This is a genomic window from Streptomyces mesophilus (genome assembly GCF_040300965.1).
GTDB classification, from domain to species: domain Bacteria; phylum Actinomycetota; class Actinomycetes; order Streptomycetales; family Streptomycetaceae; genus Streptomyces; species Streptomyces mesophilus_A.
Genome location: NZ_JBEPEW010000034.1, coordinates 1 through 24,936, shown reverse-complemented (window position 1 = coordinate 24,936; position 24,936 = coordinate 1). Strand labels below are relative to the sequence as shown.

The 24,936-nt window shown below is 69.2% G+C and carries 17 protein-coding genes; 14 read left to right on the top strand and 3 right to left on the bottom strand.

Features of this window, described 5'->3' with window-relative positions:
- Positions 1-109: 109 nt before the first annotated feature.
- From ABT367_RS15135 to ABT367_RS15110, 6 genes are all read left to right on the top strand, one after another.
- On the top strand, positions 110-1,600 hold the full coding sequence (locus ABT367_RS15135) for a sugar ABC transporter ATP-binding protein (RefSeq protein WP_352253430.1): 1,491 nt from the start codon (positions 110-112) through the stop codon (positions 1,598-1,600).
- A complete protein-coding gene (locus ABT367_RS15130; RefSeq protein ID WP_352253359.1) occupies positions 1,597-2,595 on the top strand; it encodes an ABC transporter permease in 999 nt (332 codons plus the stop codon). Before ABT367_RS15135 ends, ABT367_RS15130 begins: the two co-directional genes overlap by 4 nt.
- The gene (locus ABT367_RS15125) at positions 2,592-3,614 is read left to right on the top strand and encodes an ABC transporter permease (protein WP_352253357.1); all 1,023 of its coding nucleotides are present in this window, start codon (positions 2,592-2,594) and stop codon (positions 3,612-3,614) included. The genes ABT367_RS15130 and ABT367_RS15125 overlap by 4 nt, the downstream gene beginning before the upstream one ends.
- A complete protein-coding gene (locus ABT367_RS15120) occupies positions 3,611-4,822 on the top strand; it encodes an ABC transporter substrate-binding protein (RefSeq protein ID WP_352253355.1) in 1,212 nt (403 codons plus the stop codon). The genes ABT367_RS15125 and ABT367_RS15120 overlap by 4 nt, the downstream gene beginning before the upstream one ends.
- On the top strand, positions 4,819-5,703 hold the full coding sequence (locus ABT367_RS15115) for a sugar phosphate isomerase/epimerase family protein (protein ID WP_352253353.1): 885 nt from the start codon (positions 4,819-4,821) through the stop codon (positions 5,701-5,703). Before ABT367_RS15120 ends, ABT367_RS15115 begins: the two co-directional genes overlap by 4 nt.
- A gap of 171 nt (positions 5,704-5,874) precedes the next feature.
- On the top strand, positions 5,875-8,982 hold the full coding sequence (locus tag ABT367_RS15110; RefSeq protein ID WP_352253351.1) for a ThuA domain-containing protein: 3,108 nt from the start codon (positions 5,875-5,877) through the stop codon (positions 8,980-8,982).
- Between the two features lie 162 nt (positions 8,983-9,144).
- Here the strand turns inward: ABT367_RS15110 and ABT367_RS15105 are convergent, their stop codons facing one another.
- Positions 9,145-10,299 (bottom strand): aminoglycoside phosphotransferase family protein, encoded by a 1,155-nt coding sequence (locus ABT367_RS15105; RefSeq protein ID WP_352253349.1) that lies wholly within the window; start codon positions 10,297-10,299, stop codon positions 9,145-9,147.
- A 231-nt stretch (positions 10,300-10,530) separates the two neighbouring features.
- Here ABT367_RS15105 and ABT367_RS15100 point away from each other — a divergent pair, with 231 nt between their 5' ends.
- Complete coding sequence (locus ABT367_RS15100; protein ID WP_352253347.1) at positions 10,531-12,024, top strand: DNA-binding protein NsdB; 1,494 nt, start codon at positions 10,531-10,533, stop codon at positions 12,022-12,024.
- Between the two features lie 289 nt (positions 12,025-12,313).
- Here the strand turns inward: ABT367_RS15100 and ABT367_RS15095 are convergent, their stop codons facing one another.
- Positions 12,314-13,756 carry a PP2C family protein-serine/threonine phosphatase gene (locus ABT367_RS15095; RefSeq protein ID WP_352253345.1) on the bottom strand — a complete coding sequence of 481 codons (1,443 nt, stop codon included), beginning with the start codon at positions 13,754-13,756 and terminating at the stop codon, positions 12,314-12,316.
- A gap of 468 nt (positions 13,757-14,224) precedes the next feature.
- Here ABT367_RS15095 and ABT367_RS15090 point away from each other — a divergent pair, with 468 nt between their 5' ends.
- The 7 genes from ABT367_RS15090 (at position 14,225) to ABT367_RS15060 (ending at position 24,234) form a co-directional block, all read left to right on the top strand.
- The gene (locus tag ABT367_RS15090) at positions 14,225-15,442 is read left to right on the top strand and encodes a beta-ketoacyl-[acyl-carrier-protein] synthase family protein (RefSeq protein ID WP_352253343.1); all 1,218 of its coding nucleotides are present in this window, start codon (positions 14,225-14,227) and stop codon (positions 15,440-15,442) included.
- Positions 15,443-15,548: 106 nt separating this feature from the next.
- The gene (locus ABT367_RS15085) at positions 15,549-16,565 is read left to right on the top strand and encodes a LacI family DNA-binding transcriptional regulator (RefSeq protein ID WP_352253341.1); all 1,017 of its coding nucleotides are present in this window, start codon (positions 15,549-15,551) and stop codon (positions 16,563-16,565) included.
- Between the two features lie 103 nt (positions 16,566-16,668).
- Entirely contained in the window at positions 16,669-18,042 is a 1,374-nt protein-coding gene (locus ABT367_RS15080; RefSeq protein WP_352253339.1) for an ABC transporter substrate-binding protein, read from the top strand.
- Positions 18,043-18,060: 18 nt separating this feature from the next.
- Entirely contained in the window at positions 18,061-19,032 is a 972-nt protein-coding gene (locus ABT367_RS15075) for a carbohydrate ABC transporter permease (protein WP_434975471.1), read from the top strand.
- Positions 19,033-19,083: 51 nt separating this feature from the next.
- Positions 19,084-19,968, top strand: coding sequence for a carbohydrate ABC transporter permease (locus ABT367_RS15070; protein WP_352253335.1), 885 nt, complete (start codon positions 19,084-19,086; stop codon positions 19,966-19,968).
- Between the two features lie 61 nt (positions 19,969-20,029).
- Complete coding sequence (locus tag ABT367_RS15065; RefSeq protein WP_352253333.1) at positions 20,030-22,543, top strand: CBM35 domain-containing protein; 2,514 nt, start codon at positions 20,030-20,032, stop codon at positions 22,541-22,543.
- 74 nt (positions 22,544-22,617) lie between these two features.
- Positions 22,618-24,234: a glycoside hydrolase family 13 protein gene (locus ABT367_RS15060; protein WP_434975470.1), complete on the top strand. Its 1,617-nt coding sequence runs from the start codon at positions 22,618-22,620 to the stop codon at positions 24,232-24,234.
- Positions 24,235-24,268: 34 nt separating this feature from the next.
- Here ABT367_RS15060 and ABT367_RS15055 read toward each other — a convergent pair.
- Positions 24,269-24,936: hypothetical protein (locus ABT367_RS15055; RefSeq protein WP_352253329.1), on the bottom strand; the 668-nt coding region annotated here is incomplete at its 5' end.

Genomic DNA, 24,936 nt, shown 5'->3' with positions numbered 1-24,936 from the left:
TGCCAGGACATTGCTCCGCGATGGTGTGCAGAAAACGCTGTCTGCCGAAGGAGCCCCGCGCATGCCGGCCACACGCGAGTCACCGCACTCACCGGGCGGAGCAGTCCCGCTGCTGACCATGCGGAACGTGTCCAAGAGCTTTCTCGGGGTCCGCGTGCTCCACGACGTCGGCCTCGACCTCGCCGCCGGTGAGGTGCACGCGCTCGTGGGCGAGAACGGCGCGGGCAAGTCCACATTGATGAAGGTGCTCGCCGGGGAGCACATCCCCGACTCCGGCACCATCGAACTCGACGGCACCGCCCACGCGTTCAGCCACCCCCAGCAGGCGCAGGCTGCCGGGGTCGGCATCATCCACCAGGAGTTCGCGCTCCTGGAGCACCGCACCGTCGCCGAGAACGTCTTCCTCGGCCGCGAACCCACCCGCTTCGGCCTCGTGGACCGCCGCGCCATGGAGCGGCGCACCGGTGAACTGCTCGCCGAGCTCGGAGAAACCGGTATCTCACCGCGGACGCACATCCGCGAGCTGTCCGTGGCCCGCCGGCAGACGGTCGAGATCGTCAAGGCGCTCGCCTCCGAGGTCCGGGTCCTTGTGATGGACGAGCCGACGGCCCCGCTCGCCGACCACGAGGCACGGCTCCTGCACGACCTCGTACGGCGGCTGGCCGGCCGCGGCCTGGGCATCCTGTACATCTCGCACCGGCTGCGCGAAGTCTTCGAACTCTCCGACCGCATCACGGTGTTGAAGGACGGACGGCACATCACGACCGTCGCCACCGCCTCGACCGACACGGACGCGATCGTGCGCGCGATGGTCGGCCGCGACCTCAGCGCGTACTACCCGCCGCGCGCCTCGTCGGACGCGGCCGGTGAGGTGGCACTCGCCCTGCGGGGCGGCACGAACAAGCGGCTCAAGGGCATCGACCTCGAACTGCGCGCGGGCCAGGTCACCGGGATCGCCGGACTGCAGGGCTCGGGACGGACCTCCCTGGCCCGCGCCTTGTTCGGCGCCGCACCGTTCGGCTCCGGTGACATGACCGTCGGCGGACGGAAGTTGAGACCCGGCAACCCCCGCGAGGCGATCCGCGCCGGCATCGCGCTCGTCACCGAGGACCGCAAGGGCGAAGGGCTCGCCCTGCGCCAGTCCGTACGCGACAACGCCCTGCTCGTCACCCGCGCAGTACCCGGCCAGCAGCGCGCCACGGCCGCACGCGACCTGGCGGACCTCCTGGAACGCGTACGGCTCCAAGCACGCGGCGGCCCGGACCAGCAGGTGCAGTTCCTGTCCGGCGGCAACCAGCAGAAGGTCGTCATCGCCAAGTGGCTCGCCGCGGGACCCAAGGTGCTGCTCTTCGACGAACCCACCCGCGGCGTGGACGTGGGCGCCAAGGCCGCCATCCACACGCTCGTACGCGAACTCGCCGAGGAAGGACTCGCCGTCCTGATCATCTCGTCCGAACTGCCCGAACTCATCGGCATGAGCGACCGCATCCTCGTCATGAGCGACGGCCGGCTCGCCGGTGAACTCCCCGCCGGCGCCTCGGAGGAGGACATCATGCGCCTCGCCACGGGCCCCGCCGAAGAAGGGACCGACGCCGCATGACCCCGACGGCACTGGCCCCGTCCGTGCTCAAGCCCGAGCCGGCCCGGCGCCGCACGAAGCTCACCGACCCGGCGGTCGGCGTCTGGCTCGCGGCCGCCGTGGTGATCGTGCTCGGCTGGCTGATCGTCACCATCGACGGGGGCAGCTTCTTCGTCCGCGCCAACCTGACCACGATCCTGTCCAACTGCGTGGCACTCGGCCTCGTCGCGGTCGGCCAGAGCGCGGTGATCCTCACCGGCTCCCTGGACCTCTCCGTCGCGTACCTGATCAGTCTCGGCACCCTCGTGGCGGCCGAGACGATGCAGGACGGCAGCGTCGTCACCGGCATCCTCGCCGTACTCGCCCTGTCCATCGCGGTGGGTCTCGCCAACGGCCTGATCGTCACCGGGCTCAAGGTCAACGCGTTCATCGCCACCCTCGGTACGGCGTTCATCCTGCGCGGCTGGATCGAGGACAACTACACCGGCCCCGCGGGACAGGTCCCCGCATCCTTCCGGCACCTCGGCTACGACCGCATCGGACCGATCCCGGTCTCGATCTTCCTGCTCGCCGCCGTCGCGGCCGCGGCCTGGTTCCTCACCAAACGCACCAGGCTCGGCCATCACATGTACGCCACCGGCGGCGACGAACACGCGGCCCGGCTCTCCGGCGTCCGCACCCGCCGCACCGTGGTCATCGCCCACATCATCTGCTCCCTGTGCGTGGGCGCCGCCGCCCTCTTCCTCGCCTCCCGGCTCGGCGCGGGCGCCCCCTGGGCCGGCACCGAAGCGCGCTACGACCTCGAGTCGATCGCGGCCGTCGTGCTCGGCGGCACGGCGCTCGCCGGCGGGCGCGGGGGAGTGGCGGGGACGCTCGGCGGCGTGCTGATCCTCGCCGTCCTGGACAGCGTCTTCAACCAGCTCTCCGTGGACCCCTTCTTCAAGAACGTCGTACGCGGCGTCGTGATCATCGCCGCCGTCGCCCTGTACGCCCGGCGCGGAAGGAGGACCGCATGACGACCACGACATCGACCACCGCGACATCGACCCCCGCGCCGTACAAGCGCCTTGTCGCCGCCCTCGGTACCGGCATCCCCGTCTACGCCCTCCTCGTAGTGCTCCTCCTGGCGATCGCGATCACCGACCCGAGCTTCTACGAACTCGACCGCTTCCTCGCCTTCGTCAAACGCGCCGCCCCCCTGGTGATCCTGGCCGCCGGCCAGTACCTGGTCATCGTCAGCGGCGAGTTCGACCTGTCCGTCGGCGCCATCGTCACCGCCTCAGTCGTCGTCGCGGCCGAGCTCTACGGCTCCTTCACCGACTCCCACTGGCTCGTCATCAGCCTCGCCCTTGTCATCGGCGGCGCGCTCGTGGGCCTCGCCAACGGGCTCATCACCACAGCTCTTCGCGTCCCCTCCTTCATCACCACGCTCGGCATGATGCTGATCCTCGAAGGTGCCGTCTTCTACTGGACCGGCGGCTCACCGACAGGCGTCCTGCCCGAGGACTTCCGCGCGCTCGGCCGCAACTCGGCCTTCGGCTGGCTCCCTTGGGCCGTACTCGTCTGCCTCGCGGTCGGCGCGTTCGCGGTGTGGCTGATGCGCCGCGACTTCGGCCGCACCCTGATCGCCACGGGCGACAGCGAGCGCACCGCGGCGCTCTCCGGTGTGCGCGTGCACCGCGTCCGGGTCCTCGCCTTCGTACTCTCCGGGGTGGCCGCCGCGCTCGCCGCCATCCTTGTCGGCGGCTTCTCCGGTGTGTCCGCACAAGCCGGACGCGGCCTGGAGTTCGAGGCCATCACCGCCGTCGTGCTCGGCGGAGTGGTGCTCGGCGGCGGCCGTGGCTCCGTGGTGGCCGCGATGGCCGGCGCGTTCTCGCTGCAGGCCCTGTTCACCCTGCTCAACCTCCAAGGCGTCTCCGGAGCCCTCGAATCCACCGTCCAGGGCGTGATCGTCATCGCCGCCGTCGGTCTGGGCGCCGCCAACTGGTCCCGCATCCGCCGCCGTACCGACTCCCCGGGAGGGACACCCTCATGAAACCCCTCAGGAAGCACAGACTCCTCGCACCGGGCGCGGCCCTGTTCGCCGCCGCCCTGCTCGCCTCCTGCTCCAGCGACGCACCGCCCGAATCACCCGGCGCCTCCGCCTCCGGGAGCCAGGACGACAAGGCCACCGAACAGTCCAAGTTCTTCGAACAGGCCGAGTACGACCGGCAGATCAAGCTCGCCGACGTCACGCCCGAAGGCCCGGCGGACAAGCCCTGGGTGCAGATGCTCGAACCCGAGATGCGCGACACCGCCGAGTTCAAGAAGAAGGGCGGTCTGGCGGGCACCCACCTGTGCTTCTCCAACGCCGGTGTCTTCAACCCGTGGCGCCAGGTCGGCCTGAAGAACATGCAGGCCGAGGTGAAACTCCACAAGGAGATCACCAAGTTCACCGTCCTGGACGCGCAGGGCAAGGACGACAAGCAGATCTCCGACATCGAGGAGCTCACCGGCAAGGGCTGCGACGCGCTCATCGTCTCGCCCAACACGACCGCCACCCTCACCCCGGCCGTCGAGGCCGCCTGCACCAAGGTCCCGGTCATCGTCTTCGACCGCGGCGTGCAGACCGACTGCCCCGTCACGTTCATCAACCCCATCGGCGGATACGGGTACGGCTCGGTCGCCGCCGACTTCCTCGTCGAGAAGGTCAAGCCCAAGGGCAAGATCCTCGCCCTGCGGATCTCGCCCGGCGTGGACGTCCTCGAGAACCGCTGGTCGGCCGCGAAGGTCGCCTTCGACAAGAGTGAACTCGACGTCGTGGACATCAAGTTCACCGAGGGGGACACCGCCAAGACCAAGTCGATCGTCGCCGACGCCATCTCCCGGCACGGACAGATCGACGGCGTATGGATGGACGCGGGCGCCACCTCCGTCGCCGCCATCGAAGCCTTCGAGGACGCCGGCGTCGACGTCCCGCCGATCACCGGCGAGGACCAGCAGGACTTCCTCAAGGCCTGGAAGGACAAGAAGCTCACCGCGATCGCCCCGACCTACCCCACCTTCCAGTGGCGCACCCCCGTCATCGCCGCCCTGGACATCCTCGCGGGCAAGCAGGTGCCCAAGGAGTGGAAGCTCCCGCAGCCCACCGTCACCGAGGAGAACCTGGACGACTACCTCCAGGAGGGCATGCCGCCGCTGCACTACGCCATGTGCGGCTGCGAGGACCTGCCGGGCTTCCCGAAGGAGTGGGGCGGCAAGTGAGCTCTTCCGGTTCCTCCGTACGCAGGATCGGCGCCAACCCGTGGATCTGGCACTCGCCGGTCGGGCCGGCGGCACTCGCCGAAGTGCTGCCCCGCCTGGCCGGCTGGGGCTTCGACTGTGTCGAACTGCCGCTGGAGCAGGCCGAGGACTGGGAGCCGGCCGCGGCCGTCAGACTCCTCGAGGCCACGGGCCTGCGCCCGGCCGCGGTGATCGCCGTGATGCCGCCGGACCGCGACCTCGTGCGCGCGAGCGCCCAAACGGTGCGGGACACCCAGGACTATCTGCGCCGCTGCGTCGACGCGGCCCACGCCATCAGCGCACCCGTGGTGGCCGGGCCCGTCTACGCGGCGGTCGGCCGGACCTGGCGGATGGACCGGTGCGAGCGAGAGGCCGCGTACGAGGAGTGGCGGGAGAACATCGCCCCCGTCCTCGAGTACGCCCAGCGGGCCGGCGTCCGGATCGGTGTGGAGCCGCTCAACCGGTACGAGACCAGCCTCTTCAACACCGTCCAGCAGACCCTCGAGGGCCTGGACGGACTGCCGGCGCAGTCCATCGGCGTCGCGCTCGACACGTACCACCAGAACATCGAGGAACGCTCCCTCGCCGCGGCCGTCCGTACGGCGGCCGGGCGGATCGCCCACGTCCAGGTGTGCGCCAACGACCGGGGCGCGCCCGGGGCGGACCATCTGGACTGGGGTGGCTTCCTCGACGCCCTGGACGAGGTGGACTTCCACGGGCCGCTCTGCATCGAGTCGTTCACCGCGCACAACGCGACCATCGCGGTGGCCGCCTCCGTCTGGCGGCCGCTCGCCCCCACCCAGGACGCCATCGCCACCGACGGCCTCGGCTTCCTGCGCCGGCTCCTGGCCGAGCGCACCTGACCCGCCCACATACGGCCGCTCCTGACCCGCCCCCCACGTACGACCGCACCGACATCCGGCACCGCACCGACATCCGGCACCGCACCACCGCTCTGACATCCGGCACCCCCGCATGGCCGTTACGACAGAGAGGAATCCCCCATGGGATGTCATGTCCGTGACACCCGAAGAATGCGCCGAGGCCTCATCGCAGGGCTCGGCGGACTGCTGCTCGTCTCGGGCGTCCTGCCCGCGACCGCCGCCGAGATCGTCGACCGGAAGGAACCCGCCTTCCGGGCCCTCCTGTTCACCGAGGCCGTGGGCTACGTCCACGACTCGATCCCCGCCGGCATCAAGATGTTCGAGGAGGAGGCCGCCGAGAACAATTTCGAGCTGGTGAAGAGCGCCGACTCCAAGATCTTCGCCGATCCGGCCCTGAACGACTTCGACGCGATCGTCATGCTGCAGAACTCCGGCATGGTCTGGGACACCGACGCAGAGAAGGAGGGGCTGCAGAAGTTCGTACGCTCCGGCAAGGGCGTCGTGGCCATCCACAACACCCTCGACATGGGCGTCGAGGGCGAGGACCAGTTCCCGTGGTGGGACGAGACCATCAACGCCGGTGCGCACATGCCCTCCCACTCGCCCGGCGTCCTCCAGGGCACGGCGAAGGTCGCCGACCATGTGCACCCCTCCACCAAGGGACTTCCGCAGCGCTGGGAGCGCCCGGAGGAGTGGTACAACTTCGACAAGAACCCCCGCGGTGATGTGCACGTCCTCGTCACGGCCGACGAGACCACGTACAACCCCGGCGGCGACGCGATGGGCGCCGACCACCCGATCTCCTGGTGCCGCAACACCGAAGGCGGCAAGGTCTGGGCCACGGCCATGGGCCACGACAAGGCCTCCTACACCGAGGCGTACTTCCGCGACCATGTCATCGGCGGACTCAAGTGGGCCTCCGGCACCGCGGCCGGCGACTGCGGCGGCACCGTCTGGAACGGGTACGAGAAGGTCACCCTCGACGACAACACCGCCGACCCCATGGAGCTCGACGTCGCCAAGGACGGCAAGGTCTACTACGCCCAGCGCAGCGGCGAGGTGAAGGTCTTCGACCCGGCGAGCCACGCCACCACCACGGCCGGCAAGCTCGATGTCTACACCGGCGGCGAGGACGGACTCGTCGGCCTGGAACTCGACCCGTCCTTCGCCACCAACCGCTGGATCTACCTCTACTACGCACCCGCGGGTGCGACCGAGGACATCAACCGCCTGTCGCGCTTCACCATCAAGGACGGCAAGCTCGACGCCGCCAGCGAGAAGAAGCTGATCGACGTCCCCGCCTACCGTGACCGCTCCTTCCCCGAGCCCGGACACACCGGCGGCGCGGTCGAGTTCGGCCCGAACCGCACGCTCTACCTGTCGACCGGCGACGACGTCCCGCCGAACCTCGACCCCGACTGGCAGGGCTACTCGCCCATCGACTGGCGGCCCGGCAAGGAGCGCCTGGACGCCGCACGCACCTCGGCCAACACCAACGACCTGCGCGGCAAGATCCTGCGGCTCAAGCCCAAGGACGGCGGCGGCTACTCCATCCCTAAGGGCAACCTCTTCGCCCCGGGCACGGACAAGACCCGCCCCGAGATCTACGCGATGGGCTTCCGCAACCCGTTCCGCTTCACCGTCGACCCGAAGACCGGCTACGCCCATGTCTCCGACTACGGACCCGACCGCGGCGCCCCGACGACCGAGCGCGGCCCCGAGGGACTGGTCGAGTACAACGTCATCAAGAAGCCGGGCAACTTCGGCTGGCCGTTCTGCCACGGCAACAACCAGGCCTACGCCCCGTACAACCCGGACACCCAGGAAGTCGGCGCCAAGTTCGACTGCACCAGGCCCACCAACCCGTCCCCGAACAACACCGGCCTGAAGGACCTGCCGCCGATCCAGCTCCCCGAAGTCTGGTACGGATACGGCGAGTCCGAGGAGTTCCCGGAGATGGGCGCCGGCGGCTCCGCGCCCATGAGCGGTCCTGTCTACCGCTACGACGCCAAGAGCACATCGGAGACCAAGTTCCCCGCGTACTACGACGGGGCGAACTTCTTCTACGAGTGGGCGCGCAACGACGTCAAGGAGATGCGCTTCGACCAGGACGGGAAGCTGCTCAAGATCAACGACCTGTTCTCGTCCATGAAGTTCGCCAAGCCCATGGACATGACCTTCGGACCCGACGGTTCGCTCTATGTCCTCGAATGGGGCTCGGAGTTCGGTGGCGGCAACAACGACTCCGGTCTCTTCCGGATCGACTACGCCCAGGGCAAGCGCAGCCCGGTCGCCAAGGCCACGGCCTCCGTCACCAACGGGCCCACGCCGTTGAAGGTCGACTTCTCCAGCGAGGGCTCCAAGGATCCGGACGGTGACGCGCTCACCTTCGCCTGGGACTTCGACGGGGACGGCACCGCCGACTCGACCGAGGCCAACCCGTCCCACACGTACACCACGGCAGGTGACTTCAACGCCCAGTTGAAGGTGACCGATTCCACCGGCAAGGAGGGCTTCGCCAACATCCCGATCACGGCCGGCAACACCGCGCCCGTCGTGAAGATCGAGACGCCCGTCGACGGCAAGCTCATCCAGTTCGGCGACAAGATCCCGTACAAGGTGACGGTCACCGACCCGGAGGACGGCGCGATCGACTGCTCCAAGGTCACCGTCAACCCGGCGCTCGGCCATGACGACCACGAGCACCCGACCACCGACATCCCCGGCTGCGAAGGCACCGTGGACACCGGTGACCTCGGCGGTCACCCCGAGGGCGCGGATCTCACGTACGTCCTGAACGCCAAGTACACGGACAAGGGCGGCAATGGCGCCGGCGCGCTGACCGGCTACGGCCGTTCGGTGATGCACCCGAAGCACAAGCAGGCCGAGTACTACGACGACCAGTCGGGGACCCGGATCGTCTCGCAGGCCGGTGCCGAGAACGGCAAGCGCATCGGTGACATCAGCAACGGCGACTGGGTGGCCTTCGAGCCGATGAGCGTCGAGGGCATCGCCTCGGTCAGCTACAAGGTGTCCTCACCGTACGGCGTCGGCGCGATCGAACTGCGCGCGGACGCTCCGGACGGCAAGCTGCTCGCCACAACTCCCGTGCAGAACACGGGCGGTTGGGACATCTACCAGGACACCGCCAAGGTGCCGGTGGAGGCGTTGGCCGGGACACACAAGCTGTACCTGGTCTTCACCTCGCCACAGGCAGGTCCGTACGACCTGGACTCGGTGACCTTCCATACGGAGTAGCCCTGGAGTCCTTCCATACGGAGTTGCCGCCCCCTGGCGCCGTATGGAGACGCGCGGTCCCGGCTCCCTTGCTTCCCCCTGATCATCAAGGGAGCCGGGACCGCAGACGAAGGCCCCTGGGTGCGCCCAACCCTTGGCGCACCCAGGGGCCTTCGCTCCCCGTCAGCGAGTGCCGACCGCAGCCCTCACGGCCCTGCGGGCCAGGGCGCAGTCGTCGTGCAACCGCCTGAGCAGCAGCCGCTGTTCCTCGCCGGACGGCGCAGCACCAGGATGGGCCGGGCCCGGTGCCGCCGGGGTCGCTTCGCGCATCGTGCGCTGGACCGCCATCTCGTACGTCCTTATCTCCCTGGTCAGCACCAGCATCAGATTGACCAGGAAGGCGTCGCGGGCCGCCGGGCCCGCGGACTGCGCGAGCTGACTGATCTGGCGCCGCGCGACCGGTGCGTCGGCGAGCACCGCCCACAGCGTCGCCAGGTCGTACCCCGGCAGATACCAGCCGGCGTGCTCCCAGTCGACGAGGACCGGGCCCGCGGGCGAAAGAAGGACATTCGACAACAGAGCGTCACCATGGCAGAACTGGCCCATGGAACCACTGCCCGCCGACTGCGCGATGCCGTGCAGCAGCTTCTGCAGATCGCCCAAGTCCCGGTCCGTGAGCAGCCCCAGCTCGTGGTACCGGTTGATCCGCGCCGCATAGTCGAGCGGAGCCTCGAACATGCCGGCCGGCGGCCGCCATGCGTTCAGCCGGCAGATCGCCCCGAGCGCGGCCCTGATGTCGGCGCGCGGCGGCGCCTCGGCCGGATGGCGTTGCAGGGCCGCCACCCGGCCGGGCATCCGCTCGATCACCAGCGTGCCATTCTCGGGATCGGCGGCGATCAGCCGTGGCACCCGTACCGGAGGACGGTGCCGCACGAACGAACGGTATGTGGCTATTTCATGGCGGATGCGCTCCGACCATGCGGGGGAGTGGTCAACTAAGCACTTCGCGACCGCAGTCATACGTCCCGTCGTGCCGACGAGCAGAACCGAGCGGCCGCTGCGGCGCAGCACCTGTACGGGGTTGAACTCCGGGCAGATGCGGTGCACCGAGGCGACAGCCGTACGCAACTGGGCGCCCTGAGGGCCGGACAAGTCGAGTCTCCCGCTGAGCGGTTGAGTGCCGAACCCCGCTGAGCCTGCGGCCCCCGGAGCCCGCCGCGTCCGACCGGTGCCCAACACGGGGGCCGCCGGGCGGGAGGGGGCGAGATAAGGGCCCCCGGCCTGCCGTGTGGTGGACGGCCGGGGCGGGGCGGACACGGAGGACGATGCTGTGTACATGGGCGAAACAGATCCCTTCGTGCGCCGACGAGTCACGTGCGCTGCCCGGCCCGACTTCCGTTCGCACCCTGGGGAATGCGGTCGGCCGCCGGGTCGGGGTGGCGCATTCCTACCTGACACCCGGTCGCACATGGCACACCATCTGGCGCACCCTGGCGAACCCTGGCGAATAGTCGCTCAGCAACTGACAGAGGGTTACTGTCAACTCAGCCGAGAACCTGGGGGCTTGACGTGAGCAGCGAACCAAACGCCCGACTCAGCGACCTGTTCGGCCTGGCCGGCTGGTCCAAGGGTGAGCTCGCGAGGCTGGTCAACCGGCAGGCGGCGGCCATGGGCCATCCGCAGCTGGCGACCGACACTTCGCGAGTGCGTCGCTGGATCGACATGGGAGAGATTCCGCGCGATCCCGTGCCGCGGGTACTTGCGGCACTGTTCACCGAGCGCCTCGGCCGTGTCGTGACCATCGAGGACCTAGGTCTGGTCCGGCACGGGCGCACGGGGAAACGGCAGAGCGGCCACGAGGTCGAACACCCCGACGGTCTGCCGTGGGCGCCCGAGCGGACGGCTGCGGTCCTCACCGAATTCACGGGAATGGACCTCATGCTCAACCGACGCGGCTTGGTGGGCGCGGGCGCCGCGCTTGCCGCGGGCTCCGCACTCAGCAGCGCCATGCACGACTGGCTGCACACCGATCCGGCCCTCTCCGCCGACGCTCCCCGTATCAACGATCCCCTGCACGCCGACCCCGCTGGGTACGACCGCTATGAGGCCGCCCCCATCGGGTCCCAGGAGATCGAAGAGCTGGAGCGTTCCGTGGAGGTCTTCCGCGCCTGGGACGCGGCCCGCGGCGGCGGGCTGCAGCGCAAGGCAGTGGTGGGCCAACTCAACGAAGTCGGCGGGATGCTCTCGTACCGCCACCCCGACCACCTCCAGCGCCGCCTGTGGGGCGTCGCTGCCAACCTGGCCGTCCTCGCGGGCTGGATGTCGCACGACGTCGGCCTCGAGCCCACGGCCCAGAAGTACTTCGTCATCGCCGCCCACGCGGCACGCGAAGGCGGGGACAAGCCGCGCGCCGGCGAAGCCCTGTCACGCGCGGCCCGCCAGATGGTGCATCTGGGCCGGCCGGACGACGCCCTCGACCTGATGAACCTGGCGAAATCCGGTTCGGGCGAGGAAGTCCTGCCGCGTACGAAGGCCATGCTCTACACCATCGAGGCCTGGGCACAGGCGTCCATGGGCAAGGGCCAGGCCATGCGCCGCACGCTCGGCGAGGCGGAGGACCTCTTCGTCTCGGACAAGGGCGACGTACCGCCGCCGAGCTGGATGCAGATGTTCGACGAGGCGGACATGCACGGTATGCAGGCACTGGCGTACCGCACGCTCGCGGACCACGACCCCTCGGCCGCCGCGATCGCGCAGCGTCACGCGAAGGAGGCGCTGAAGCTGCGTGCCAAGGGCCGCCAGCGCTCCCAGATCTTCGACTACATCTCCCTGGCGTCGGCCTGCTTCATCGCCGACGACCCCGAACAGGCGGACCGGTACGCGCGGTTGGCGCTGATGTCGATGGGCGAGACCTCGTCCCATCGCACGTGGGACCGCCTGCGGGAGATGTACCGGCTGACGGCTCAGTACTCGGGCTACCCGAAGATCCAGGATCTCCGGGAGGAGATCCAGCTGGCGTTGCCGAAGGTGGTCAAGGGGAGCGGAGGGACGGCCCGGGTATGAGGGGGCGAGGGCGATCCGGGCGGGTGGGGTGAGAAAGGGACCAAGTGTGTCCTGCGCAATGACCGATTTGGCTGGTACGTGCTGGACGTTCGGCCCCTTTGTGGGTCCGGCTCCCGCAGGGACCCTGGCCAACCGCCGGGCCGTCATTGACCCGCCTCGCCCTCCCCCTGCCGACCAACCGACGGCCGTCACCTGACCGGCAGACCGTCCTCACCTCTGCCCGTCCGGCCCGGCCATCCCGGCCAGTCCTACTCAACCGCCCCGACCAGCCGTCACCCGGGACGGGCCGTCAGCCGCTTCCCACCATCCCCACCAACACGCAAGCGTCATCCTCCCGTTCCCCACGCTCGCCGAACTCCTCCATCACGGCGCGGACGCAGTCCTGCGCCGTGCGGGCGGCGGCGAAACGGGGGGCCAGGGAGAGGAGGCGGTCGCGGGAGGCTTCGCCGTCGCGGTGCGGGGCGAGGCCGTCCGTGTGCAGAACCAACAGGTCGCCCGGTTCCAGCTGCTCGCCCGCCTGCTCGTAGACCGCGCCCGCCGTCGCGCCCAACAGGACGCCGTCCGGGGCGTCGAGGGCGCGGCCCGTGCCGTTGCGGAACAGCAGCGGGGCAGGGTGGCCGGCCTGCGACCAGGTGAGGACACGGGTGTGCGGGTTGTAGCGGCAGCACACCGCGCTGCCCAGGGCGGGCTGGGCGGAGGCGTCGAGGAGCTGGTTCAGCCAGCCCATCAGCTTGCCCGGCTCGGCGCCCGCGACGGCCATGCCGCGCACCGCGCCGAGCAGCATCGCCATGCCCGAAGTGACCGCCACACCGTGGCCGGTGAGGTCTCCGACGCTCAACAGGGTGTCGCCGTCGGGGAGTTGCAGCGCGTCGTACCAGTCGCCGCCGATGAGCGCGCTGCGCGAGGAGGGCAGGAAGTGGGCCGCCAGGTCGAGTGCGTCGGGGGAGCCGTGCGGGAACCGCAGGGGGCCACGCCACGGCGGCAGCACGGCCTCCTGCAGCTCGACCGCGAGCCGGTGCTCGGTCTGCGCGATGTGCCGCTGGCGCTGAAGCGAGTCACGGGTCTCGCGCAGGGCCGACTGGCTGCGCCGCAGTTCGCTGACGTCTCTGACCACCGCCCACATGGAGGCGGTGCTGCCGTCGGCGTCGAGCACGGGCTCGCCCATCATGTGCAGGGTGCGCACGCTGTCGTCCTCGCGCACGATGCGGAACTCGCCGTCGATGGGCCGGCCGTCGATGAGACAGTCCGTGACCATCTGGGTGAGGAGGTCCCTGTCCTCCGCGAAGACGAACGTGGGCAGCTCGTCCAGGGTGAGCGGCGGACGGTCGGGGGAGCGTCCGAAGATCTGGTAGAGCTCGCCAGACCAGACGACTTCGTCGGTGAGCAGGTTCCACTCGGCGCTGCCCACCCTGCTGAGGAGCGAGCCGCGGCTCGGCCCCGGGGTGAGCTCGGCCTCCAGGCCTTCGAGGAGCTCCTGCTCGTCGGTGTCCAGGGGAGCGCCGTCGCGCAGCTGCGCCAAGTGCTCGTCCAGGTCGTCGAGTTGATGCACGGCCAGCTCGCACAGGGCGCGCTGCCAGCGGCCCTGCGGGTCATCGTCGTCGTCCGTGAGCGTGTCCCGGCGCACCGCGTCGACCTCGCCACGCAGCCGGCGCGTCTGCTGGATCAGCGCGTCGACCGTGCCGCGCTCAGGCGGCTGTGCGGCGGGGCGGTCCGCGAAGATATGGGACGGCATCTCGTACTCCGATACAGGCGCGGTACGACCAAGTCTGACGGAAGGGCCGGTTATGACTGTCGCACAGGTCAGTGGGCCCCGTAAGGGATTTGGCAAGACACGATACGGTGGTGCTTCTGGCATATGTCAAAGTCCACCCGGAGGCCCGGTCTTCGAGTTGGCCGAAAGTCAATCGGCCTCATCCTTAAGGGAATTGAAAGGCGCCGCTCCCGGCATGTGGAGCGGCGCTTCGTGCGTCCAACGGAACTGGCTGGTTCGAGCCCTTACGCGCGCACGCCCTCGAAGCATCGTTCTCACCCCTCGCCGCTTGTCGTAACCCTACAAGATCCGTTCTTGAGGCTCTGCGGCTTCCGGCATCCAAAGGTGCCCTTGTTGTCTGGAAGTGTCGCCTTCAGGTGATCAAGATCCTGCGCCGAGAGGCGGCCAGATCTTGTGGACTTCCTACTCACACCCGAGAAGGGGCGCGATATGTACGACGACGCGGTGGCCGTCACGGGACTCGGAGCGCTGACTCCGCTGGGCATGGATGCCCGTACGACCTGGGAGGGCCTGCTCGCGGGTGCCTCGGGAGTGCGGCGGATCGAAGAGGGGTGGGCCGCCGACGTGCCCGTCGGGGTCGCGGCGCCACTGCCCGGCGACCCCGCCGAGCTGCTCGGCCGGGTTCAGGCGCGCAAGCTCGACCGCTGTGAACAGGTCGCCTTGCTCGCCGCCCGTGAGGCCTGGCAGCACGCCGGTGCGCCGGAGGTCGACGGCACGCGGCTCGCGGTGGTCATCGGTACCGGTACGGGAGGTGTGCTCACCACGCTCGGTCAGGACGACATGTACGAGCGTTCCGGGGCGCGGCGGCTCTCCCCGTACGCCGTCCCGATGCTGATGCCCAACGGCCCCGCGGCCTGGGTGAGCATGGAGCTCGGCGCGAAGGCCGGCGCGCATACGCCGGTCAGCGCGTGCGCCTCGGGATCCGAGGCCATCGCGATGGGGCTCGATCTGATCAGGGCCGGGCGCGCCGATGTCGTGGTCGCCGGCGGGGCGGAGGCCTGTCTGCACCCGTTCACGCTCTCTGCCTTCGCGCAGATGAAGGCCCTCTCCACCCAGGACGCGGATCCCGAGGCGGTGTCGCGGCCCTTCGACGCGGGCCGCAGCGGATTCGTGATGGGGGAGGGCGCGGGGATCGTCCTCCTCGAGCGGGCCTCGTTCGCCCGGGCCCGTGCGGCGCGGGTGCACGGATGGCTGGCGGGCGCCGGTGTCTCGTCGAGTGCCGCGCACATCACGGCCTCGGACGCCGAGGGGCAGACGCAGGCGATGCGCGCCGCTCTCGATTCCGCGCGCCTCGCCCCCTCCGACATCGGCGTCGTCCAGGCCCATGCCACCTCGACACCGTCGGGCGATGTGGTGGAGGCGGAGGCGATCGCGACCGCGCTCGGTGGCGAGGTCGCCGTGACCGCGGCCAAGTCGATGATCGGTCATCTCTGCGGGGCTTCGGGCGCGGTGGCCGCGGTCGCTACCGTGCTCGGTCTGCGCGAGGGCGTCGTCCCCGCGATCCGCAACCTGGACGCCCCGGATGCGGCGGTCCGCCTCGACCTCGTCAAGGGCGGCCCGCGCGAGGGCGATTGGGGTGCGGCCCTGACGAACGCGTTCGGGTTCGGCGGGCACAACGTGAGCCTGGTGTTCGCCCGGGCGGAGTGAATCCGTGGGGCGCTCCTCGACCGAGGGGCGCCCCGCTCGTCAGTTGGTTGCAAATAATTTGCGCGACACTGATTCTGTCTTGCGTCGAGCGCTGTACGGTCAGCGCATGACGAAACGACTTTCCAAGGTGGCCGCCTTCGCCGGCGTCAGCGAAGTGACCGTCAGCCGTGTGCTCAACGGCAGCCCCGAGGTCGCACCGGCCACCAGGGACCTCGTGCTCACGGCCCTGGATGTGTTCGGATTCGAGCGCCCCGCCGTCAGCCGCAGGGAGCGCGCACCGCTGGTCGGCCTGGTGGTGCCCGAACTGCAGAACCCGGTGTTCCCCGCGTTCGCCGAAGCGCTCGCCGGGCGGCTCAACAAGCGTGGTCTGATACCCGTGTTGTGCACCCGTACCGCCGACGGTGTCTCCGAATCGCACTACATCGACATGCTGCTCGGGCAGAACACCGGCGGCATCGTCTTCGTCGGCTCCAGCTACGCCGACGCCGGCGCCGAACAGGGCCGTGTGCTGCGCGAACGCCGTATGCCGATGGTCCTGGTCAACGCGGCCGACGAGAACCGCGAAGTGGCCCAGGTCGCCGCCGACGACACCCATGCCGCACTCCAGGCGGCCCGCCATCTCGAGGCCCTCGGGCATGAGCGCATCGGCCTCCTCATCGGCCCGGTCGGACATGTGCCGAGCGCCCGCAAGCTCGCCGGGTACGCGGCGTTCTGGAAAGCGAAGGATGTGCCCCAGAGTGACTGGCGTCCCTGGGTTGCCCACGCGATGTTCTCCATGGAAGGCGGCGCCACCGCCGTACCGCGCCTCGTCGACGCGGGTGTCACCGCGGTGGTTTGCGCAAGCGACACCCTCGCCCTCGGTGCGATCCGCGGCGCTCGCCGGCTCGGCCTCGCCGTCCCCAGGGATTTCTCCGTCGTCGGCTTCGACGACTCGCTGTTCATGGTCGCCACCGATCCGCCGCTCACCACCTCGCGCCAGCCCGTGCAGGCCATGGCGGACGCGGCCGTGACCGCGCTGGTGGCGCAGATGGACGGCCATGTGGTCGACGACGAACCCATCCTCTTCGAAACCGAGTTGATCGTCCGCGGGTCCACTGCTTCGAATTTTGCGCAGAGGCGTTGACTTCTTGCGTGAGGCGGTTCTACGTTCTGCGTCAACGCTGGGGCGCCGACCGGGACAGTCGGCAACGATCCGCTTTCCCAGGTAGCAGGAAGGCAGCACACCCATGACTTTCACGTCCGGCTTCGACGCGCGCCGACGCGCCGGCATAGCCCTCGTCGGTGCGATGGCCCTCGGCCTGACCGCCTGCGGCGGCTCCTCCTCGGGCGAGGGGGCGGGCAAGGACGGTGTCGTCACCATCACCGTCAACGACATGCCGCCCAAGACGCAGCCGCTCGACCGCAAGATCTTCGAGGCCGATGTGAAGGCCTTCGAGAAGGCCAACCCCAAGATCAAGATCGATCCGCGCGAAGGTCAGATGGATCCGAAGACCTTTGCGGCCAAGCTCGCGGGCGGTCAGCTCGAGGACGTCTACTACGTGTACTTCACCGACCCCGCCGGACTCATCGAGCGACGCCAGGGCGCGGACATCACCCCGTACATGAAGGACATCCCGTATCTCGACAAGATCCGGCCCGAGTTCCTCGACGTGTTCAAGGGCAAGGACGGCAAGGTCTACGGGCTGCCCAACGGGCAGTACTCGCTAGGACTCGTCTACAACCGCGACCTGTTCGCGAAGGCAGGACTCGACCCGGACAAGCCGCCCACCACCTGGGACGAGGTGCGCAGCGCCGCCAAGAAGATCAGCGAGCTCGGCGACGGCACCGTCGGCTACGCGGAGTACAGCAAGAACAACCAGGGCGGCTGGCACCTCACTTCATGGATCTACTCCATGGGCGGAGACGTGGCGGTCAAGGACGGCAGCAACGGCAAGTGGCAGTCCGCCCTCGACAGTGACGCCGCACGCAACGCGCTGCGGATGCTGCACGACATGCGCTGGACCGACGACAGCATGGGCAGCCGCCAGCTCCTGGAGATCCCCGACGTCCAGAAGATGATGGGCGCCGGCAAGCTCGGCATGTATATGGCCGGGCCCGACAATGTGCCCACGATCGTCAAGCAGTTCGAGCGCCAGTACAAGGAGTACGGGGTCGGCGCGCTGCCCGGACAGGCGACCCTCGGCGGCGGCAACGGGTTCATGTTCAACCCCAAGGCCTCCCCTGAGGAGATCAAGGCCGGTCTGAAGTGGCTGCAGTTCAAGTACCTCAACCCGGACCGAACCGAGTTCAACGACAAACGCATCATCAGCGATGACGTGCCGGTCGGTCTGCCTCTCGACCGGCTGTACACGGACGACGTGCAGGCCAAGGTCGACGCGGTGCACGCCAAGTACGCCAATGTGCCCACCGAGAACTTCAAGCCGTTCACCGAGCGCAACGGCAGCCTGGAGCAGAAGGTCGAGCCGCCGAACGCCCAGCAGATCTACACCGTGCTCGACGGCGTGATGCAGTCCGTGCTCACCAAGAAGGACGCGGACATCGACCAGCTCCTGAAGGAAGCGTCGAAGAAGGTCGACGCGCTCCTCGCGACGGTCAAGTGACCGATGGCGACCACCGATATGAAGACCACGGCCCGTCCGGAGGGCGCCGGCGCCACGGCGGCGCCCTCCGGCAGGCCCAAGGAACACAAGCCCACGGGCACACCCGAGGCGGCCCGCTCGCACCGCGCCCGCCGTATCCGCGAGAACCTCGTCGCGTACGCCTTCCTCGGCGCCGGCATCGTCGTCTTCGCCGTCTTCTCCTGGTACCCGATCGTGCGCGGCTGGCTGCTGGGCTTCCAGCAGGTCACGTTCGCCCAACCCGCCCAGTGGGTGGGCCTGGACAACTTCCGCAGGCTCTTCGACGATCCGCTGTTCGTCACCGCCTGGCAGAACACGGCCCGGTTCACCGCGCTCGCGCTGGTCTTCGGCTTCGCGGCCCCGCTCGCGACGGCGATCGTGCTCAACGAGTTCCGCAGCGCGCGCGGCTATCTGCGGATGACCGTCTATCTGCCGGTGATGCTGCCGCCGATCGTCACGATGCTCCTGTGGCGCTGGTTCTACGATCCGGGCCCGGGCCTGTTCAACAGCGCCCTCGAGGTGCTGCATCTGCCGGCCCAGCAGTGGCTGGAGTCCGAGAACCTGGCGATGGTCTCGCTGGTCCTGGTCTCCACCTGGGCCAACATGGGCACCACCACGCTGATCTATCTGGCGGCGCTCGGCGGCATCCCCGGCCAGCTGTACGAGGCGGCCGAACTCGACGGAGCCTCGATCAGGCAGCGGCTCTGGCACGTGACCCTGCCGCAGATGCGCTTCATTCTGATGATCACGCTCCTGCTCCAAGTGCTCGGCACCATGCAGGTGTTCATCGAGCCGTACATCCTGACCGGCGGCGGTCCGAACGACGCGACCGTCACCGTTCTGCTGCTCCTGTTCCGGTACGCCTTCGTCTACAACGACTTCGGCCTGGCGAGCGCCATGAGCATGCTGCTCTTCGTGGTGCTGGGACTGTTCTCGCTGGTGTATCTGCGGCTGACCCGGAGCAAAGGCTGATGACCCGGAGCAAAAGCTGATGGCCCGGAGCAAGGGCTGAGAGGAACGACGATGTCCGACACCGCGGAACGCACCCTGATCGCGCCGAGCGAGCTCAACCGGCGTACGGGGAAGTTCCTTTACCGCTTCGTGCTCACGGCCACCCTCATCGGTTTCACGGTCGTCTTCGTCTTCCCGCTTTACTGGATGGCGAGCGGCGCCCTGAAGTCCTCGCGTGAACTGGCCGACCCGAGCCCGACGTTGTTCCCTGGGAGCTTCCATCCGGAGGCGTACACCGAAGCCTGGACGAACACCGGGCTCGGCAAGCACTTCCTCAACACCCTGATCCTGGCGCTCGGCGCCTGGCTGATCCAGCTGATCATCGATGTCGCCGCCGCGTACGCGCTGTCGAAACTGCGGCCGGTGCTCGGGAACATCGTCCTCGGCATGATGCTCGCGACGCTGATGCTGCCGGTCTCCGCGCTGCTCGTCCCGACCTATCTGACGGTCACGGACGTCCCGCTGATCCATGTGAATCTGATCAACACCCCGTGGGCGATCTGGCTGCCGGCCGCGGCAAATGCCTTCAACATCTTCATCCTGAAGCGGTTCTTCGACCAGATCCCGCAGGAGCTCATGGACTCCGCACGCATCGACGGCGCAGGACCGGTGCGGGTCCTGGTGTCGGTGATCCTGCCGCTGTCGCGCCCAGTGCTCGCCGTGGTGTCGATCTTCGCGGTGGTCGGTGTGTGGAAGGACTTCCTCTGGCCGCTGATCGTGCTCCCTGATCCGGCGAAGCAGCCGATCACGGTGGCGCTGAGCCGGCTGTCGGAGTTCCTGCCCGCCAACCAGCTGCTCGCGGGCATGGTCATCGCCAGCATCCCGCTGCTCGTGCTCTTCCTGATCTTCCAGCGCCACATCATCGCCGGTCTCACGGCCGGCAGCCTCAAGGGCTGAGCCCACCTCGAGCCACCCCCTCAGCCGTCCTGTGCACCCCCACACGGAAGGACGCTCCGCCATGCCCGAAAACACCCCCGCACGACCAAGATCACTGCTTCTCGTCCCCGGACTCCTGCTGAGCCTGCTCGCGGCACTTTTCCTGTACGGGGCTCCGGCAGCGCATGCCGCCGACGTACTCCAGGCCGAATCGGCCGCGCTCTCGGGCGGTACGAAGGCCGAGAGCGAGCACTCCGGATACACCGGCACCGGCTATGTCGGCGGCTACACCGACGGCAACAAGGGCAGCGCCTCGACCTCGTTCACCGTCAGCTCGCCCACCGCCGGATCAGGCTCCGCCAGGATCCGGTACGCCAACGGCACCACGGCGACGATGACACTCAGCCTGTACGTGAACGGTGCCAGGGCAGGCCGGGTGAGCCTGCCCGCCACGGCGAACTGGAGCACCTGGTCGACGGTCGACGCGCCGGTCGACTACCGGCAGGGGGCCAACACGCTGGCCCTCACCTTCACGGCCGACGACAGCGGCAACATCAACCTCGACAGCCTCACCCCCGCCACGCCCTCCGAAGGCGGCGGCGGAAGCCTGACCCACGAGGCCGAGCAGGCCTTCTTCTCCGGCGGCCCGGAGAAGTCCACGTCCGTGAGCGGCTACCAAGGCGCCGGCTACCTGGACCGCTTCACCGGACACGGCTCCCGCGCGGTCTTCTCGGTGACCTCCGCAGCGGCGACCGAGCACACCGCCCAGATCCGCTACCGCACCCCGGACGCGGGTCAGGCCACCGTCTCCCTCACGGTCAACGGCACCCGCCTGCGGCAGCTCACCCTGCCCGGCACCTCCGGCTCCTGGCAGACGGTCAGCACCGGCGTCCCCCTGCGCGCCGGTCTCAACACGGTGACCCTGCGCACCGAATCCGGCGACAACGGCGCCTTCCAGCTCGACGGCCTCGACCTGCCGACCGCCGCCGCCAACGCGAGCCGCGGCGCGACCCTCCCGTACACCCCGTACGAGGCGGAGTCGGCCACGACCAACGCCTCGACGATCGGCCCCGACCGTACCTACCTCCAGGTGTCGTCTGAGGCCTCCGGCCGCAAGGCCGTCGTGCTCGACGCCACCGGTGAGTACGTCGAGTTCACGCTCACCAAGCCCGCCAACGCACTGACCCTGCGCTACTCGATCCCCGACAGCGCGGACGGCACCGGCATCGACAGGCCCCTGAGCCTGTACGCCAACGGCACCCACCTGCGCGACCTCGACCTCACCTCCGCCTACAGCTGGGTGTACGGCGCCTACCCCTACGACAACGATCCGTCCGGCGGCTCCGCGCACCGCTTCTTCGACGAGACCCGGACGGTCATCGGCGACTTCCCGGCCGGTACGAAACTCAAGCTGCAGAAGGATGCGGGCGACACCGCACCCTCGTACACCCTCGACCTGATCGAGACGGAGACCGCACCCGCCGCCTACGCGATGCCGGCCGGTTACGTCTCGGCGACCGGCCTCGGCGTCACCCCGGACGACGGCGGCGACGACACCGCCGCCCTCAACTCCGCGCTGAACACGGCCACATCGCAGGGCAAGGGCCTGTGGCTGCCGAAGGGCACGTACAACATCTCCGACCACATCAACCTCAGCGGCGTCGCCGTGCGCGGCGCGGGGGAGTGGCACACCGTGGTGCGCGGCAAGGACAACAAGGGCGGGTTCTTCGGCCGTGGCGGCACCAGCACGATCCAGGACCTGATGTTCGCCGGCGATGCCACCTACCGCGACGACGCGGGCGGCCACACGGCGATCGAGGGCGACTTCGGCAGCGGATCCACCGTGCAGAACGTGTGGATCGAGCACGCCAAGGTCGGGCTGTGGATCGACGCGCCGACCGACGGTCTGCTCGCGACCGGGCTGCGGATCCGCGACACCTTCGCCGACGGCGTGAACCTGCACAAGGGGACGAAGAACAGCGAGGTCTCGCAGAGCAGCGTCCGGGGCACCGGCGACGACGGACTCGCGATGTTCTCCGAACAGCAGGCCGTCACCGACTGCGCCTTCCGCTTCAACACCGTGCAGCTGCCGATGCTCGCCAACACCGCCGCGGTCTACGGCGGCAGCGGCAACCGCGTCGAGGACAACCTTCTGTCCGACACCGTGAACGCCTCCGCCGGCATCGCGATCAGCACCCGCAACTTTCCGCCCGCACCGCTGCCCTTCTCCGGACCCACGACCGTGGCCCGCAACACCCTTGAGCGGACCGGCGGTTACGAACCCAACTGGCAGTCGAAGTTCGGCGCGATCTGGATCTACGCCGACCACTCGGACATCACCACACCGGTACGGATCGAGAGCAACGACATCCTCGACTCCACGTACAGCGGACTGCTCGTGTCCTGGCAGAAGACCGTCGGCGATCTCACCGTCGAGGACACGCGGATCGAGAAGACCGGCGCGTACGGCATCGAGATCAACGCGGCCGGAACCGGCACCTTCTCCGGGGTCGCCGTCACCGGCACCAAGGACGGGGGGCTGTCACTCTCCGGCGGCTTCCAGATCAGCCGCGGATCCGGCAACTCCGGCTGGTAGCACCACCTTCGCACTCACGACGGGTCCGGCCGACGGGCCGGACCCGCCCTTCCTCCTGAGGAGCACCTGTGACCTTGACGCCCGCACCCGCCTGGTGGCGGCACGCCGCGATCTACCAGATCTACCTCCGCAGTTTCGCCGACGGCAACGGCGACGGCATCGGAGACCTGGCCGGAGTGCGGGCGAAGCTCCCGTATCTGCGCGAACTCGGCGTGGACGCCCTGTGGTTCAACCCCTGGTACGTGTCACCCATGGCGGACGGCGGCTACGACGTGGCCGACTACCGGGACATCGACCCGGTCTTCGGCACGCTCGCTGAGGCCGAGTCGCTGATCGACGAGGCGCACGGGCACGGGCTGCGCGTCATCGTCGACCTGGTGCCCAACCACTGCTCCGACCAGCACCCCTGGTTCCGTCAGGCGGTGGCCGACGAACCGGGCTCCCGGGACCGCTTCTGGTTCGTCCCCGGCAAGGGGGCACACGGCGAACTGCCGCCCAATGACTGGCAGTCGTACTTCGGCGGGCCCGCCTGGACCCGTATCACCGAGGCCGACGGCACACCGGGCCCCTGGTATCTGCATATGTTCGCGCCCGAGCAGCCCGATCTGAACTGGGAACAACCGGACGTACGGGCCGAGTTCGAGGACATCCTGCACTTCTGGCTGAGGCGCGGGGTCGACGGCTTCCGTATCGATGTCGCCCACGGGCTCGTGAAGAAGCCCGGCCTTCCGGACGCCGGCCCCGACCCGGACCCGACCGACCTGCCGTATCAGGACGTCGACGAGGTGCACGACGTGTACCGCGCGTGGCGGAAGATCCTCGACTCCTACGACGGTGAGCGCACCTTCGTTGGCGAGGTGTGGCTGCCGAGCCCGGAGCAGTCCGCGCGCTATCTGCGCCCCGACGAACTGCATTCGGCCTTCAACTTCGACTTCCTGTGCTGCCCTTGGGACGCCGCCGCGCTGCGCGATGTCATCGACTCGACGCTCACCCTGCACGAGCCGGTCGGCGCACCACCCACCTGGGTGCTCTCCAACCACGACACCATCCGCCACGTGACCCGCTACGGCCGGGCGGACACCTCCTTCGACATGGGGGACAAGCGGCTCGCCGACCCGAGCGATGTGACCCTGGGCCGGCGCCGGGCCCGGGCGGCCGCACTCCTGACCCTTGCGCTGCCCGGTGGGGTGTACCTGTACCAGGGCGATGAACTGGGCCTGCCCGAAGTCCAGTTCCTCCCCGACCACCTCATCCAGGACCCCACCTTCGTACGTTCCGAAGGCCGCGACCGCGGACGGGACGGCTGCCGGGTCCCGCTGCCGTGGACGGCGGCGGGGGAGACCCTCGGCTTCTCCGCGGGCGGAGCGTCCTGGCTGCCGCTGCCCGCGGAGTGGGCCCGGTGGAGCGCCGAACGCCAGGATGCCGACCCCGACTCGTTCCTGCGGCTGTACCGCGAAGCGCTCCGGCTGCGCGCGGAGCTGTTCGCGCCTCTGCCCGAGACCCTGGAGTGGCTCGACTCCGGCCCGGACACCGTGTCCTTCGCACGGTCGTCCGGGGTGCGGTGCCTGGTCAACGCGGGCACCGACCCGATCGAGCTGCCCGCGGGGACGGACGTCGTACTGAGCAGCGGGCCACTGGAGGACGGCCGACTGCCGGGAGACACCACCGTGTGGTTGCGTCCGTCGAAGTAGACGTCATGGGCCAGCGGTTGCAGCCGCCTGGGGATCAGCCGTTGGGGTAGGCCTCCGCGATCAGCTTGCGCTGCAGCATCGTCCACTGCGCGGTCATGTCGCTCACCAGGTACAGGTCACGGCGGCGCGTCCAGGCCTGGCCCGACTGCGGATCGTACGTCTGCGGCATGTCGAATCCGCGCGGCGCGAACGCGCGCATCCCGCGGCCCTCGGTGGTGAGGACGCAGCGCTTGTGATGGTCACGGAAGCCGACGACACCCGCCGTGCCCGTCCCGCCCGGCAGGTCCTTGCGGGCCTCGGCGACCTGCTGGGCCACACCGTCGGTGCTGAGATAGGTGATCGTCCCGTCGGGGGCGATCACCGGCTCGATCGAAGTGACGTTCTTCATCCGGTACTTGGACTCCAGGAACCGGGCGATCTCCCACTGTGCGTACACCGGTATGTCGCGCCGCGCACGGATCCGGGCCACGGTGTCGGCGAGCTCCTCGTTCACGGGACCCGGCTCGAACAGCACCTTCGTGGGGTCACCGCCGCCGGCCGGCGGACGGTTGCCGAAGCCGTACGCGACGATGAAGTCCAGCTCGTCGAGGCGTGCGGTCGGGGGCTCCCAGTCGAAGGTGACGTCCTCGACCAGCGGCGCCAGGATCCGCGCGGTCCGCCGGTCACCGTCGAGGGCCTCGGTGAGGGCGGCGAGCAAGGCGC